Source organism: Mycolicibacillus koreensis, assembly GCF_002104795.1.
Classification (GTDB): Bacteria; Actinomycetota; Actinomycetes; order Mycobacteriales; family Mycobacteriaceae; genus Mycobacterium; species Mycobacterium koreense.
The window spans coordinates 16949-32847 of the sequence record NZ_NCXO01000036.1 but is presented as its reverse complement, the minus strand read 5'-3'; the positions used below and the strand labels follow the sequence as shown (position 1 = coordinate 32847).

The window sequence follows — 15899 nt, the reverse complement described above, 5'->3', positions numbered from 1 at the left end:
CGTGATGGGAGGACCTCGCCTGCCCGACGGGCGATCCGGGAGGTTGGGCATTGGAGGTTGGGCATTGTCGGTGATCATCGACCCACGACGCCACGATGCGGTGCTGTTCGACCTCGACGCCGTGGTCCCTGTGCACCGACGGGACGACGGCGCGCCCGCGTTGTCGACCACTGTGTCGTTGGTGCAGCGCCTCCGGCGTCTGGGCGTGGGCACCGCCGTCGTCTCGGCGAACCGCGACTGCGCGGCGGCGCTCGGCGCGGCCGGGCTCGGCGATCTGTTCGCCGTCCACGTCGACGGCGCCGCCGCCGAACCGGGCCCGTCGGGGGAAGCGGATCCGGCGGCGCTGTTGGAGGCGGCCCGCCGGCTGGGGGTCCGTCCGGATCGGTGCGTGGTGGTCGAGAACGCCGAGGCGGGGGTCGCCGCCGCCCGGGCCGGAGGGTTCGCGCTGGTGATCGGCGTGGATCGGGACGGCCCCGGGACGCAGTTGTCTCGCGGCGGGGCCGACAGTGTGGTCGCCGATCTCGGCGAGGTGACGGTGCGCAGCGGCGACCGGCGTCTCTCGACGTTGCCCGACGCGGTGCAGGCGGTCAGCCTCACCGACGACGACACCGGCGGGCGCACCCCGGCGGTGTTCTTCGACTTCGACGGGACCCTCTCGGAGATCGTCGACGATCCGGGCGCGGCCCGCCTGGTCGACGGCGCCGACGCGGCACTGCGCGCGCTGGCGGCGGTCTGCCCGGTCGCGATCCTCAGCGGCCGGGATCTGGGCGACGTCGTCGACCGGGTCGGGGTGCCCGGGCTGTGGTACGCCGGCAGTCACGGCTTCGAGTTACGCGGCCCCGACGGGGCCCACCACCAGAACGAAACCGCCGCCGCCGCGATCCCGGTGTTGGCCGAGGCGGCCGATGAGCTGCGTTCCCGACTGGCTTCGATCGACGGAGTTTTGGTGGAACACAAGCGTTTCGCCGTCGCGGTGCACTATCGCAACGCCGCACGCGAACACGTCGGCGCGGTGACCGCCGCGGTGCGCGAGGCGGGACGTCGGGACCGGTTGCGGGTCACCACCGGTCGGGAGGTCATCGAGTTGCGCCCCGACATCGACTGGGACAAGGGCAAAACGCTGCGTTGGCTCACCGACCGGATCGGCGGCGCCGCCAGCGAGCGGCTGCTGCCGGTCTTTGTCGGCGACGACATCACCGACGAAGACGCCTTCGCCGAGATCAGCAGCGACGGCATCGGAATCATGGTGCGCCACAGCGACGACGGCGATCGCGCCACCTCAGCCCGGTTCGCGGTCGCCGACCCGGCCGCGGTGCGCGACTTCACCGAAGAGTTGGCACGCACCCTCGAGGCGCGTCACCGCGCCGACGGCGACCCGGCATGATTCAGTTGTTTCCGTTGACTGCCGGACGTCGACGGCGACCCACCCGAGCCAGCACGGCCCGGCCCCCGGCCCCGCGGGACACGTCGGGGACTTCCGGCCCTGGCCTTTCGGTGTGTGCCCTGGTCAGATGGCCCCACCGGCGCCCAGCGCCGGTCGCCGGAAACATCCGGGCCGGGTACGCGGTTGCACCAGGCTGACCGGGTCGTCTGCCCGGGCCGGGAGAAAGGGACACCATGAGCGTGGAGAACGCGGCCGTCGGCAGCGAATACGACGAGTTCCCCGAACTGGAGGACCGTGATGTGCAGGCCTTGGCGCGCGCCCGGGTCCGCAAACTGATGAAGACGTTCATGCCGGCCGACCATCCCCCGGCCACCGAGTACATGCTGGAGGTCTGGATGGACGGCATGGCCACCGCGCTGCGGATGACCCGCGACAGCGACGCGGTCGGCACCGGCTGACCGGTGCGGTCGTTGCCGGGAAATCGGCTCGGGCCGCCTGCCGCGACGCAAACACTGTTCAGCGCACCCGGTCGATGGGTACCGTGTGATCCGACTGCTACCGGGAGGTCCGCACAGATGGGTCAACTCAGCCACCACCGAGTTCGCGGCCTTCCGGGGGTGCGGATTCTGCAGACGGTTGGCGCGGTGCTGCTGGCACTGGTCCTGCTCAACGGGTGCTCCTCTGGCAACCACCCGCGCAACATCACCCTCACGTTCGTGCGGCACGCCGAATCGGAGGCCAATGCCGCCCAGATCATCGACACCACGGTGCCCGGCCCGCCGCTGTCGGCTGAGGGCATGCAGCAGGCCCTGCAGGGCGCCAAGGAGTTGAGCGCCAACCAGTACGACGGCATTTACGCCTCGGCGATGCAGCGCGCCCAGCAGACCGCCGAGCCGCTCTCGGCCGCACTGGGCCGGCAGGTCGAGGTGCTGCCCGGCCTGAACGAGATCGACGCCGGGTGGTTCGAGGGCAAGTCCGACACCATCGCCGAGGCGACATATCTGCTCGCACCGATCGACTGGTTACGCAGCGACCGCACCAGCACGATCCCGGGCTCGGTCAACGGCAACGAGTTCAACGACCAATTCCAGGCCGCGGTACGCAAAATGTATGTGCGCGGCGACGCCAACCCGGTGGCGTTCTCCCACGGGGCGGCGATCATGATCTGGACGCTGATGAATGTGCGAAACCCCGACGACACGCTGGCGGTCCGCCACCCGCTGCCGAACATGGGCCATGTGGTGATCACCGGCAACCCGATCACCGGCTGGAAACTCGTCGATTGGGACGGCATCCGCGACTTCGGCTGAAGCACGCTGGGCCATGCCGGGGCCGCGTCTGGGCCGCGCTTGGGCCGCGCTTGGGCCGGGTCGGGGCCGCGCCGGACCTGCGCGCAGACGCAGGGGTTGACCGCGCCGCACGCAGCGGCAACGATGTCCCTATGCGTTATGTCGTTACCGGCGGTACTGGGTTCATTGGGCGTCGCGTCATCACGCGCCTGCTCGCCGAGCACCCCGACGCCGAGATCCATGTGCTGGTCCGGAGGTCCTCGCTGGGCCGCTACGAGCGTCTCGCCACCGAGTGGGGTGAGCGGGCACAGCCGCTGGTCGGCGACCTCACCGCCGAGGGCCTGGGACTGTCGCAGGCCACCCTGGCCGACCTCGGCGTGGTCGACCACGTGGTGCACTGTGCGGCGATCTACGACATCACCGCCGATGCGGCCGACCAGCAGGCCGCCAACGTCGAGGGCACCCGCGCGGTGATCGACCTGACCCGGCGCCTCGACGCGACGCTGCACCACGTGTCGTCGATCGCGGTGGCGGGCAACTTCCGCGGCGAGTTCACCGAAGACGACTTCGACGTCGGCCAGGATCTGCCCACCCCGTATCACCAGACCAAGTTCGAAGCCGAGTTGCTGGTGCGCTCCACGCCGGGGCTGCGGTACCGGATCTACCGGCCTGCGGTGGTCGTCGGGGACTCCCGGACCGGCGAGATGGACAAGATCGACGGGCCGTACTACTTCTTCCCGCTGCTGGCCCGGCTGGCGGCGCTGCCGAAGATCACCCCGCTGCTAGTGCCCGCCGCCGGGCGCACCAACGTGGTGCCGGTCGACTATGTGACCGCGGCGCTGGTCACGCTGATTCACGCCGACGACGCCGACGGGCAGACCTTCCATCTGACCGCCGAGCGCACCATCGGGCTCGACGAGATCTACCGCGGCGTCGCCGGGGCGGCTGGGCTGCCCCGACTGAGCGCAGCACTGCCAGCGGCGGTGGCCGCCCCGGTGCTGCAGGCCCGGGGCCGGGTCAAAGTGTGGCGCAACATGATCGCCACCCAACTGGGCCTGCCCGCCGAGGTGCTCGACGTGGTCACGCTCAAACCCCGTTTCACCGCAGCGGCCACCCGCGCCGCACTGCGCGCGACGGGACGGCCCGACCTGGTGGTGCCCGACTTCGCCGATTACGCCCCGGCGTTGTGGCGGTACTGGGCGGCGCATTTGAATCCCGACCGCGCCCGCCACGACGATCCGGCGGGACCGCTGGTGGGCCGGCACGTGATCATCACCGGGGCCTCCAGCGGCATCGGCCGCGCCTCGGCGATCGCGGTGGCCGAGCGCGGCGCGACGGTGTTCGCGTTGGCCCGCAACGGCGCGGCACTCGACGATCTGGTCGCCGAGATCCGGGCGGCGGGCGGTCAGGCGCACGCCTTCAGCTGCGACGTCACCGACGCCGCGTCGGTGGAGCACACCATCAAAGACATCCTGGGCCGGTTCGACCACGTCGACTACCTGGTCAACAACGCCGGGCGCTCGATCCGGCGCTCGGTGGTCAACGCCACCGACCGGTTCCACGACTACGAGCGCGTGATGGCGGTCAACTACTTCGGCGCGGTGCGCATGACCTTGGCGTTGCTGCCGCACTGGCAGCAACGCCGGTTCGGCCACGTCGTCAACGTCTCCAGCGCCGGGGTGCTCGCACGCAGCCCCAAGTACAGCGCGTACGTGCCGACCAAGGCCGCCCTGGATGCGTTCGCCGAGGTCGTCGGCGCCGAAACCCTTTCCGATCACGTCACCTTCACGAACATCCACATGCCGTTGGTCGCCACGCCGATGATCGCACCGTCGCGGCGGCTCAACCCGGTTCCAGCGATCAGTCCCGAGCACGCGGCGGCGATGGTGGTGCGGGCGTTGGTCGAGAAGCCGTCCCGCATCGACACCCCCTCGGGCACACTGGCTGACCTCGGTCACTACGTCACGCCCCGGCTGACCCGGCGGATCCTGCACCAGTTGTATCTGGGCTACCCGGACTCACCGGCGGCGCGCGGCGTCGCGGTCGACGACACCCCTGCTGAGCCGGCCGCTTCGGCGCGGCCGACCCCGCGGCGGCGGCCGAAACGCCCGGCGCGCGCCGCCCGGGCGGTGGCCCGACTGCAGCCGCCGCGTCCGCTGAGGCGGATGGCGCGTGCAGTGCCCGGCGTACATTGGTGACCCGGGAGGTCACTGCATGACACATTGGGTCGCCAAGCGCAGCCCGGATCCGGTCGCCGAGACGATGACACGCCTGGAGAATGCGTTGGGCGAGCGAGGTTTCACCGTGATGGCCCGTATCGATCATGCCGCGCACGCCGAGCGTGCCGGGCAGCAACTGCGCCCCACCGAGGTGATGTTGTTCGGCAAGCCCGCCTTGGGGACCCAGCTGATGCAGGCCGACCAGCTCATCGCCATCGACCTGCCCTCCAAGGTTCTCGGCTGGCAGGACACCGACGGGCAGAACTGGCTGGGCTACCGGGATCTGCGCGCCCTGATCGCCGGGCGCACGGACGTGGCGGCGCCCGGGACGGCCGCGGCTGCCGCCGAACTCGCCGCGGGAATCGAGGCAGCCACCGATGCGGCGGTGCGACGGTGAGCGAGACCCTGCGGCAGCGCTGGGAGCGGGTCTGTCAACAGGTCGACGCCGCATGCCGCGACGCCGGGCGCGACCCGGGCGGGGTGCGAATCCTGCCGGTGAGCAAGACGTTCGGCCCGGAGGTGATCCGCGAGGCCGTCGGATTGGGGCTGCACCGGTTCGGTGAGAACAAGGTGCAGGAGATCCGGGAGAAATCCGAGCCGCTGGCCGACTGCGGGATCAACTGGGTGATGATCGGGCACCTGCAGACCAACAAGGCCAACCTGGTGGCCCGGCTGGCCGACGAGCTGCAGTCGCTGGATCGGCCGAAACTGGCTGCGGCCCTGGATCGGCGGCTGCAGCAGGAGGGCCGGTCCCTCGATGTTCTGGTGCAGGTGAAGACCGCCGACGAACCCAGCAAGTACGGGCTGCCCCCCGACCAGCTGCCGGCGTTTTTGGACCAGCTCGGCGACTACCCCACCCTGCGGGTGCGCGGGCTGATGACGATGGCGCTGCACACCACCGACCCCGAGGCGGTCCGCGGCTGTTTTCGACGGCTGCGCGAACTGCGGGACCGCGCCGTCGATGCCGGGCACGCACTGCCGGAACTGTCGATGGGGATGAGCGGAGATTTCCCGCTCGCCATCGCCGAGGGGGCCACCCAGGTGCGCATCGGCACGGCGATCTTCGGACCGCGGCCCTACCCGGACTCCTACTACTGGCCGGAGGGCGGCGGTGCGCCGCGCTGAGCTGCCGGTCTTCCTCGACTGCGACACCGGCGTCGACGACGCGTTGGCGTTGGCCTACCTGATCGGCTGCCCCGAAGTCGACCTGGTCGGCGTTGCCGCCACCGGCGGAAACGTTGCGGTGGACCAGGTCTGCCGCAACAACCTCGACTTGGTGGCGTTGTGTGGGTCTGCGGACATCCCGGTGTCGGCGGGTTCTGAGAGCCCGTTGGGCGGACCGCTGCCGGTAGGAAGCGCCCACGGCGCTACCGGACTGGGCTACGCGCTCGTGCCGTCGGCCGGGGCGGTGGCCACCGCCCACGATGCGGCCACCGCGTGGGTGCGCGCGGCGCATCGCCATCCCGGTCGGCTGGTCGGGGTGGTCACCGGGCCGCTGACCAATCTGGCGTTGGCGCTGCAGAGGGAACCGGCGTTGCCGACCCTGCTGGGCCGGCTGGTGGTGATGGGCGGCGCCTACGGGATCCCGGTGTACCGCGGCAACGTCAGTCCGGTGGCCGAGTGGAACATCAGCGTCGACCCGGAGGCGGCCGCCGCGGTGCTGGCGGGCTTCGCCACGGCGTTGACCCCGCCGCTTTTGTGCGGGCTGGATCTGACCACGCAGGTGCTGCTCACCCCGCACCATTTCCAGCGGCTCGCCGCGGTGGCCGGCTCCGCGACCACGCCACTGCTGCGCGTACTCGAAGACGCGACGCGCTACTACTTCGAGGTGCACCGCGACGCCGGATACGGCTATGCGGCCCACCCGCATGATGCGCTGGCCGCCGCGGCCGCGGTGGACCCGGGATTGGTCACCGCGGCCGCGGCCACCGTAGAGGTGGAGCTGGCCGGCACCGTGACCCGGGGCATGACCGTGGTCGACTGGTCCGGGCTGTGGGGGCGGGCGGTCAACGCCCAGATCGGGGTGGCGGTGGACCCGGCGGTGTTCCTCGACCGGTTCATCGACCGGGTCGGGACGCTGGCCGGTCGGCTGGCTCACTCGTAACGGCCTTCCAGATACCACCGCCGCTGCCGGTAGCAGAGCAGCAGGGCCGGACCGGGGCCGTCGGCCCCGGCGAGCAGCACCTGGACGCGCGCGGTCCGGCCCGCTCCGCGTTGCGGGTCCCACCACCGTTCATCGACTGCCCAGGGCCCGGCCCACCAGTGCAGCCGACGGTCATCACCGCCGGCGACCAGCCGGGCCGGTTCGCCGGAGAACAGCGCCCGCCGGGTCACCCGCACCGGATCGCCCCGGCCGTCGAGCAGTTCCACCGGGTCGTCGAGCAGCACTGTCGGGGCCGGGGCCGGCAGCTGCCCGGGCCACGGTTGGTGGGGGTCGGCGCGTGGCACCGGCTCATCGCCCCACGGCGTCAACGTGATCCGCTCCCCCGGGCCGCGCCCCCCGGAGAGCACCGGGACCTGCACGGCGGCCGGCCCGAGCAGGCCCTGCACCCGTGCCAGTGCCCGCCCGGCACGCAACCGGTCCTCCTCCCCGACACCGCCCCACAGCGGCAGCTGCAACGCCGTCGCCGCCGCCAGCACCTCCACCGGCACCAACCGCAGCACGGCCACCGGGGCGGTGCGTCGTCGGGTCAGCCAGCCGTCCAGCTGCCAGCGCACCCGGTCGGCGGTGGCGTCTTCGGTCAACGGCTCCGCGCACCGCCACACCCGGCTCACCTCGTCGCCGTCGACGGTGCCGGCATGAATGGCCAGCCGGGTGCAGCTGAGTCCGGCGGCCAGCAGCCGCTGGTGCAAAGCGGCGGCCAGACTCCGCCCGGCGAAGGCGGCGGCGTCGACCCGTTCCAGCGCAGGATCACAGACCTGTTCCACCTCGAGGTCCGGCGGGGGTTCCCGTCCGACCGGGTCGCGCTGGGGCTCCCCGCGGGCGAACCGATGCGCGGTCACCGCGTCGGCACCGAACCGGCTGGCCACGTCGCTGCGGGGCAGCGCAGCGAACTGACCGACGGTGCGGACCCCCATCCGCCACAGCAGATCCGTCAGGTGCTCGCGACCCGGGCCGGCGATGCTGGGCTCGGCGGCCAGTTGCTTGATCGACAGGTCCGCCAAGAATTCGGCGTCGTGGCCCGCAGCCACCATCTGACCGGACCGGGCGGCGAAGACCGCGGTCCCCAACTGGTCGGCGACCCCGACCTGACATTCGGCACCGACGGCGGCCACCGCGTCGATCAGCGCCTCACCGGCGCCGGCCTCGGAACCGAAATGTCGGGCGATCCCGCGCACCGAGACCACCAGGAGGCCCGGCCGCAGCAATTCGGCGCGGGGGATCAATTCATCGACCGCCTCCAGCACCGCCTCGAAATGGCGGGCGTCGCGGTCGGTGTCGGCGGCGACCACGTGCAGATCGGGGCAGCGGGCCGCCGCCTCCCGCCGGCGCAACCCCCGGCGCACCCCCGCCGCGCGCGCCGCCGCCGAACAGACGATCACCCGGTTGGCCAGGGTGACCGCGACCGGCGCGGTGGCCGGCAGGCCGGTGGCGGCGGCCGCCGCGACCGCCGGCCAATCCATGCACCACAGGGCCAGCACCCGAGAACCCACGATGCCCGCCCTCAGCCGGCCCGGCCCCGGGCTCCCCGGCCCGTCCCCCGCACGGCCAGGCGCACCCCGCTGACACGGCCGCACCCGGGGAGGCCGCCCATGCTGGTGTCATAGCCGCGCACCCGCGCCTCCAACCGCAACGGCGCTCCCGGCCAGTCCCCGTCGGTGACCACCAGCGCGCAGCCCCGCTGCCGGACCCGAGCCGCCAGCACCCGCGCCCGCGACGGCGCCACCGCCGTCCCGGCCAGCCCCAGCACCACCAGGTCCATTCCGTCGACGAGCACCGCGGCGATCTCCACCAGATCGGAACCGGGGTCGGGGATCACCGCGAGCCGGCTCAGGTCGGCGCCCATCTCCACGGCCGCCAGCAACCCGAGGTTGGGCTGGCCGACGATCGCTGCGTGCCCGCCGGCGGCGGTCACCGCGGCCACCATGCTCACCGGCAGCGACCGCGCCCCCGACAGCACCGCCACCGTCCCGCGCGGCAATCCGCCGGGCAGCGTCTCGGCCAGCAGATCCGGAACTGCCAGCAAACTTTCCGACGTGGGCTCCGGAGCCTCGACCCGCCCGGCGGCGGCCCGGGTGACACCGACCCTGCCGGTCACCGCCGCCATCTGGCGTCGCAGCTGTTTGAGCTGCTCAGCGCGGTCTTGGTGGCGCCTCTCGCAGGACGCGGCCGCCACCGCCGTCGATATCGCCACCTCCGGCGCCCCTCCTCGAATCGAATGTGTGTTCGATACAAGGAGTAAACACCGGGCCACCGACAGCGTCAACCCGATATCTCCGCCGACGCACCGTGCGCCTCGGCAGGCCCAGCAGCCTCACACGCCTCGGCGCGAGCCGGGGCGGATCACTCCCATTCGATGGTGCCGGGCGGCTTGCTGGTGACGTCGAGCACCACCCGGTTGACCTCAGGCACCTCGTTGGTGATCCGGGTGGAGATGCGCTCCAGCACCTCGAAGGGCACCCGGGTCCAGTCGGCGGTCATGGCGTCCTCGCTGGAGACCGGCCGCAGCACGATCGGATGCCCGTAGGTGCGCCCGTCGCCCTGCACCCCCACCGAGCGCACATCGGCGAGCAGCACCACCGGGCACTGCCAGATCTGCTGATCCAACCCGGCGGCGGTCAACTCCTCCCGGGCGATCACATCGGCTCGCCGCAGCGTGTCCAGGCGCTCGGCGGTGACCTCACCGACGATCCGGATCCCCAGCCCCGGACCCGGGAACGGCTGGCGGGCCACGATCTCCTCGGGCAAGCCGAGTTCGCGACCGACCGCACGCACCTCGTCTTTGAACAGCAACCGCAGCGGCTCAACCAGCGTGAACGTCAGGTCGTCGGGCAGCCCACCGACGTTGTGGTGGCTTTTGATGTTGGCGGCACCGGAACCCCCACCGGATTCCACCACATCGGGGTAGAGCGTGCCCTGCACCAGAAAGTCGATATCGGCGTCAGAACCGCTGTCGGCCAGCACATCTCGCACCGCTGCCTCGAACGCCCGGATGAACTGCCGTCCGATGATCTTGCGTTTGCCCTCCGGGTTGGTCACCCCCGACAACGCCGATAAGAACGTCTCGGCAGCGTCGACGGTGACCAGCCTCGCCCCGGTGGCGGCGACGAAATCGCGCTGCACCTGGTCGCGTTCCCCCGAGCGCAGCAGCCCATGGTCGACGAACACACAGGTCAGCCGGTCACCGATGGCCCGCTGCACCAACGCCGCGGCCACCGCCGAGTCCACCCCGCCGGAGAGCCCGCAGATCGCGTGGCCGCCGCCGATCTGGGTGCGGACCTGTTCGACGAGCGCCTCCACGATGTTGGCGGTCGTCCACTGCGCGCCGATGCCGGCGAAGTCGTGCAGGAACCGGCTGAGCACCTGTTGGCCGTGCGGGGTGTGCAGCACCTCCGGGTGGTACTGGACTCCTGCCAGCCGGCGGGTGCGGTCCTCGAATGCCGCCACCGGGGCGCCGGCGGTGGTGGCCACCACCTCAAACCCGTCGGGCGCGGCGGTGACCGCGTCGCTGTGGCTCATCCAGACCTGTTGGGTTTCGGTGAGCCCCGAATGCAGTTCCCCACCACTTATTTTCATCGTGGTACGTCCGTACTCGCTGGCTCCGGTGCGCTGCACGGTGCCGCCGAGCGCGGCAGCCATCGCCTGGAACCCGTAGCAGATCCCGAACACCGGCACCCCGAGCTCGAACACCGCCGGGTCCAGTTGCGGCGCCCCGTCGGCGTAGACGCTGGCCGGCCCCCCGGAGAGCACGATGGCCTGCGGATCGCGGGCCTTGATCTCGGCGACCGGGGTGTCATGACCGATCACCTCGGAGAACACCCGTGCCTCGCGGATCCGCCGGGCGATCAGTTGGGCGTATTGCGCGCCGAAGTCGATGACCAGGACCGGGCGCGGCGGGGATGCTGTCACGGCGTGGAGTCTAGTGGCGCACCGCGGCGGTCAGCCCGCCGAGCCCGTCGGGGTGATCGGCAGCCAGCGCAGCGCTCCCGGGGCGCTGTCGGGGACCACCGGGTGAGCCGGGGCGACCGGGGTGAGCCTCCGGTAGGCCTCGTCCTGGGCGGGACGCAGGTCCTGCTCACCCTTGTTCGGCCACAGTGACGCAGCCCGCTCGGCCTGGGCGGTGATCGACAGCGACGGGTTGACACCGAGGTTGGCCGAGACCGACGCCCCGTCGACCACGTGCAGGGTCGGGTAGTTGTACACCCGGTGGTACGGGTCGATGACGCCGGTCTGCGGGCTGTCCCCGATCACCGCACCGCCGAGGAAATGCGCGGTCAACGGGATGTTGAACAGCTCGCCCCAGGTTCCCCCGGCCACCCCGTCGATCTTGGCGGCGATGCGGCGGGTCACCTCGTTGCCGACCGGGATCCAGCTCGGGTTGGGTTGGCCGTGGCCCTGTTTGCTGGTGTAGCGCCGGATGCCCATCCGGTTGCGTCTGGTGAACGTGGTGATCGAGTTGTCCAGGTGTTGCATGACCAACGCGATGACGGTGCGTTCACTCCACTGCTTCGGGTTGAGCAACCGCAGGATGTGAGCCGGGTCCTCGCGCGCCTGATCGACCAGCTGCCGCCAGCGGGGCACATCGGTGCCCTCCGGCCCGGCGCCGTCGGTCATCAGCGTCTGCAGCAGCCCCATCGCGTTTGAGCCCTTGCCGTAGCGGACCGGTTCCACATGGGTGTCGCCGGTGGGATGGATCGAGGAGGTGATCGCCACCCCGTGGGTCAGGTCCAGGTCGGGGTTGACGTTGAGGGTGGCCGCCCCGACGATCGACTCGGAGTTGGTCCGGGTCAACACCCCGAGGCGCTCGGAGAGCCGCGGCAGCTTCCCGCGGTCACGCATCTTGAACAGCAACCGCTGGGTGTTGTAAGTGCCGGCGGCCACCATCAGATGGGTGGCGGTGAAGCGGCGCCGCTTGCGGCGCAGACCCCATCCGGTGCGCACGGTGTCCACCTGCCACAGGCCGTCGGGGCGCTGCTCGAACCCGGTGACGGTGGTCAGCGGATGCACTTGGGCACCAGCGGATTCGGCCAGTCCCAGATAGTTTTTGACCAAGGTGTTCTTGGCGCCGTGGCGGCAGCCGGTCATGCATTCGCCGCATTCGATGCAGCCGGTACGCGCCGGGCCCGCGCCCCCGAAGTACGGGTCGGGCACCGTCTTGCCGGGTGCTTTCTGCCCCTCGGGACCGAAGAACACCCCCACCGGCGTCGCCACGAAGGTGTCGCCGACCCCCATGTCATCGGCCACCTCTTTGACGATGCGGTCGGCATCGGTGAACGTCGGGTTCTTCACCACGCCCAGCATCCGCTGCGCCTGGTCGTAGTGCGGCATCAACTCCGAGCGCCAGTCGGTGATGTGTTTCCACTGCGGGTCGTTGAAGAACGGGTCCGGCGGAACGTAGAGGGTGTTGGCGTAGTTCAGTGAACCCCCGCCCACCCCGGCACCGGCGAGCACCATCACGTTGTTGAGCAGGTGGATGCGCTGGATGCCGTAACAACCCAGTTTCGGCGCCCACAGGAATTCGCGCAGGTGCCACGAGTTCTTGGCGAACTGGTGATCGGCGAAGCGCCGGCCCGCCTCGAGCACGCCGACCCGGTAACCCTTCTCGGTCAGCCGCAGGGCACTGACGCTGCCACCGAACCCCGACCCGATGATGAGCACGTCATAGTCTGGTTGATCAGGCTGCATCGCCCCAGCTTACGGCGAATCGTCCCGAAATCTGCACATCCGGTCCGACCGGGCCGCTGTCGGCGGGCTCCGCGACCGGCGAGCACCGCATCGCAGGCACGGGAATCGCTACTCGCTGCTGAGATCGGCGCTCCAGTGGACACAACCCCCCGTTTTTTGGGGCTCTATGTCCACCTGGGCATCGATCTCAGCAGCATCAGCCGGAATTTGGCCGGATGTTGGCCAGATTGGCCGGAATCGGCCGGAATCGGCCGGAATCGGCCGGAATCGGCCGGAATCTACGCACCGACAGTGAGGCCGACCTTCTGGAATTCCTTCAGATCGCAGTAGCCGGCTTTGGCCATCGCCCGGCGCAGCCCGCCCACCAGGTTCAAGGACCCGAACGGGTCATCGGAGGGCCCGGAGAGCACCTGCGCGAGCAGCGGGCGCTCCCCCACCGCGATCTGCAGCAGCGCCCCCCGCGGCAGCGAGGGGTGGGCGGCCGCCGGTGCCCAGTACCAGCCCTCACCAAGGGCTTCCCGCGCCGCGGCCAGCGGAGTCCCCATCATCACCGCATCGGCGCCGCAGGCGATCGCCTTGGCCACGTCCCCGGAGGTGTGAATGTCGCCGTCGGCGAGCACGTGCACATACCGCCCACCGGTCTCATCGAGGTACTCACGGCGGGCCGCGGCCGCATCGGCGATCGCGGTGGCCATCGGCACCGAGATGCCCAGCACCTCATCGGAGGTGGTGGCCCCCGCAGTAGAGCCGTAGCCGACGATCACCCCGGCCGCGCCGGTGCGCATCAGGTGCAGCGCCGTGCGGTGATCGAGCACCCCGCCGGCCACGACCGGGATGTCCAACTCGGCGATGAACGTCTTTAGGTTCAGCGGCTCACCGTTGGTGGCGACCCGCTCGGCGGAGATGATCGTGCCCTGGATGACCAGCAGGTCGATGCCCGCGGCGACCAACGCCGGGGTCAGCGCCGCCGCGTTCTGCGGGCTGACCCGCACCGCGGTGGTCACCCCGGCCTCGCGGATGCGGCTGACCGCCGCACCCAGAAGGTCGGGGTCCAGCGGGGCGGCATGCCATTGCTGCAGCAGCCGGATCGCGCCGGTGGGTTCGGGTTCGGTGGCGGCGACCTCGACCAGTTGGGCCACCTTGGCCTCAACGTCGGCGTGCCGGCCGATCAGCCCCTCGCCGTTGAGCACCCCGAGCCCGCCGAGCCGGCCCAACTCGATGGCGAACTCCGGGGAGACCACCGCATCGGTCGGGTGGGCGACCACCGGGATCTCGAACCGATAGGCGTCGAGTTGCCAGGCGGTGGACACGTCCTGGGAGGACCGGGTGCGCCGCGACGGCACGATGTTGACGTCGGCCAGCTCGTAGGTTTGACGGGCGGTGCGGCCCATGCCGATTTCCACCAGGTCACGCATGCAGGGTCCCCTCTCGGGATGCCGGAGTGCTCATTCAGCGGGAGAATCAGCGCGCGTAGTAGTTCGGCGCTTCGACGGTCATGGTGATGTCGTGCGGGTGGCTCTCCTTGAGTCCCGCGGCGGTGATCCGCACGAACTGCGCCCGCTGCAGATCTTCGATGGTGGCCGCACCCGTGTAGCCCATCGCCGCGCGCAGCCCACCGGTGAGTTGATGGATTACCGTCGACAGCGGGCCGCGGTAGGGCACCCGACCCTCGATGCCCTCGGGCACCAGCTTGTCCTCGGAGAGCACGTCGTCTTGGAAGTAGCGGTCCTTGGAGTAGGACTTGGCGGCCCCGCCGGAGCCACGGCCCTGCATGGCTCCCAGCGAGCCCATGCCCCGGTAGCTCTTGAACTGCTTGCCGTTGACCAAGATCAGCTCGCCGGGAGATTCGCCGGTGCCGGCCAGCAGCGACCCGAGCATCGCCGTGGAGGCACCCGCGGCCAGCGCCTTGGCGATGTCCCCGGAGTACTGCAGCCCGCCGTCGGCGATCACCGGAACCCCGGCGGGTGCGCAGGCGGCCACCGCCTCCAGGATCGCGGTGATCTGCGGTGCCCCCACCCCGGCGACCACCCGGGTGGTGCAGATGGAGCCGGGGCCGACCCCGACCTTCACCGCGTCGGCACCGGCCTCGACCAGGGCGGCGGCCGCCGCTCGGGTGGCGATGTTGCCGCCGACCACCTCGACGCGATCGCCCACTTCGGCTTTGAGCTTGCCGACCATCTCCAGCACCCGACGGTTGTGGGCGTGGGCGGTGTCGACCACCAGCACGTCCACGCCGGCATCAGTCAGCATCATGGCCCTCGTCCACGCGTCGTCGCCGACCCCGATCGCCGCGCCGACCAGCAGGCGGCCGTCGCTGTCCTTGGTGGCGTCGGGGTGCTGCTCGGTTTTGACGAAGTCCTTCACGGTGATCAGGCCGGTGAGTTTGCCGTGGCCGTCGACGATCGGAAGCTTCTCGATCTTGTGGCGGCGCAACAGCCCCAGCGCGGCGTCGGCGGTGACTCCCTCCGAGGCGGTGATCAGCGGCGCCTTGGTCATCACCTCGGCGACGGGCTTGTTCTGGTCGACCTCGAAACGCATGTCGCGGTTGGTGATGATCCCGACGAGTTGCCCGTCCTCGTCGACCACCGGCAGCCCGGAGATATGGAAGCGGGCGCAGAGCGCATCGACCTCGGCCAGGGTGTTGGTGGGCCGGCAGGTGACCGGGTCGGTGACCATGCCCGCCTCGGACCGCTTCACGGTCTCGACCTGGGCGGCCTGGGCCTCGCCCGGCAGGTTGCGGTGCAACACGCCCATCCCGCCGGCGCGGGCCATCGCGATCGCCATGCGCGATTCGGTGACGGTGTCCATCGCCGAGCTGACCAGCGGAACCTTCAACCGGATCTTGCGCGTGACCTGGCTGGAGGTGTCGGCGGTGGCCGGGATGACATCGGAGGCGGCCGGCAACAGCAGCACGTCATCGAACGTCAAGCCCAGCGCCGCGATCTTCTGCGGGTCGTCGCCGCCGGTGGGCACCGCTGCCTCGGCACCGAGCAGTCGGGGCGAGCCACTGGTCATCGGCGAACCTCCATGAGCCGTGGGTGGGTGAGACCGCCATCCTAATGCTCATCGCCGTGGTTTTCCGCGGGGCCTTCGGCGACCCGCACAGCGGACACAATCCGCTGGCCGGTGGCAACTTGTGTGCCCCCCTGCGTAGGGTGTAG

At 70.8% G+C, this 15899-nt stretch carries 13 protein-coding genes; 7 read left to right on the top strand and 6 right to left on the bottom strand.

The window, feature by feature from the left end:
* Positions 1–64: 64 nt before the first annotated feature.
* The 7 genes from otsB (at position 65) to B8W67_RS14995 (ending at position 6996) form a co-directional block, all read left to right on the top strand.
* Entirely contained in the window at positions 65–1384 is a 1320-nt protein-coding gene (gene otsB / locus B8W67_RS15025) for a trehalose-phosphatase (RefSeq protein ID WP_069391116.1), read from the top strand.
* A 233-nt stretch (positions 1385–1617) separates the two neighbouring features.
* Entirely contained in the window at positions 1618–1842 is a 225-nt protein-coding gene (locus tag B8W67_RS15020; protein WP_069391115.1) for a hypothetical protein, read from the top strand.
* Positions 1843–1959: 117 nt separating this feature from the next.
* Positions 1960–2694 (top strand): histidine phosphatase family protein, encoded by a 735-nt coding sequence (locus B8W67_RS15015; protein WP_084228517.1) that lies wholly within the window; start codon positions 1960–1962, stop codon positions 2692–2694.
* A 131-nt stretch (positions 2695–2825) separates the two neighbouring features.
* Complete coding sequence (locus B8W67_RS15010) at positions 2826–4871, top strand: SDR family oxidoreductase (protein WP_085304782.1); 2046 nt, start codon at positions 2826–2828, stop codon at positions 4869–4871.
* 16 nt (positions 4872–4887) lie between these two features.
* Complete coding sequence (locus B8W67_RS15005) at positions 4888–5289, top strand: DUF302 domain-containing protein (protein WP_085304780.1); 402 nt, start codon at positions 4888–4890, stop codon at positions 5287–5289.
* Positions 5286–6017, top strand: a complete 732-nt coding sequence (locus B8W67_RS15000) for a YggS family pyridoxal phosphate-dependent enzyme (RefSeq protein ID WP_069391111.1) — start codon at positions 5286–5288, stop codon at positions 6015–6017. The genes B8W67_RS15005 and B8W67_RS15000 overlap by 4 nt, the downstream gene beginning before the upstream one ends.
* Positions 6004–6996, top strand: a complete 993-nt coding sequence (locus tag B8W67_RS14995) for a nucleoside hydrolase (protein ID WP_234806775.1) — start codon at positions 6004–6006, stop codon at positions 6994–6996. Before B8W67_RS15000 ends, B8W67_RS14995 begins: the two co-directional genes overlap by 14 nt.
* On the opposite strand, the gene B8W67_RS14990 is transcribed toward B8W67_RS14995, so the two are convergent.
* From B8W67_RS14990 to guaB, 6 genes are all read right to left on the bottom strand, one after another.
* Positions 6987–8516 carry a DNA polymerase Y family protein gene (locus B8W67_RS14990; RefSeq protein ID WP_069391248.1) on the bottom strand — a complete coding sequence of 510 codons (1530 nt, stop codon included), beginning with the start codon at positions 8514–8516 and terminating at the stop codon, positions 6987–6989. The genes B8W67_RS14995 and B8W67_RS14990 overlap by 10 nt on opposite strands.
* A 41-nt stretch (positions 8517–8557) precedes the next feature.
* A complete protein-coding gene (locus tag B8W67_RS14985) occupies positions 8558–9247 on the bottom strand; it encodes a DnaE2-dependent mutagenesis accessory factor ImuA' (protein ID WP_174254737.1) in 690 nt (229 codons plus the stop codon).
* Positions 9248–9396: 149 nt separating this feature from the next.
* Complete coding sequence (gene guaA, locus B8W67_RS14980; RefSeq protein ID WP_069391109.1) at positions 9397–10962, bottom strand: glutamine-hydrolyzing GMP synthase; 1566 nt, start codon at positions 10960–10962, stop codon at positions 9397–9399.
* A gap of 30 nt (positions 10963–10992) precedes the next feature.
* Entirely contained in the window at positions 10993–12738 is a 1746-nt protein-coding gene (locus B8W67_RS14975) for a GMC family oxidoreductase (protein WP_069391108.1), read from the bottom strand.
* A gap of 278 nt (positions 12739–13016) precedes the next feature.
* Positions 13017–14144, bottom strand: a complete 1128-nt coding sequence (locus B8W67_RS14970) for a GuaB3 family IMP dehydrogenase-related protein (RefSeq protein WP_109561799.1) — start codon at positions 14142–14144, stop codon at positions 13017–13019.
* A gap of 55 nt (positions 14145–14199) precedes the next feature.
* On the bottom strand, positions 14200–15753 hold the full coding sequence (guaB, locus tag B8W67_RS14965; RefSeq protein ID WP_069391106.1) for an IMP dehydrogenase: 1554 nt from the start codon (positions 15751–15753) through the stop codon (positions 14200–14202).
* Between the last annotated feature and the right edge of the window lie 146 nt (positions 15754–15899).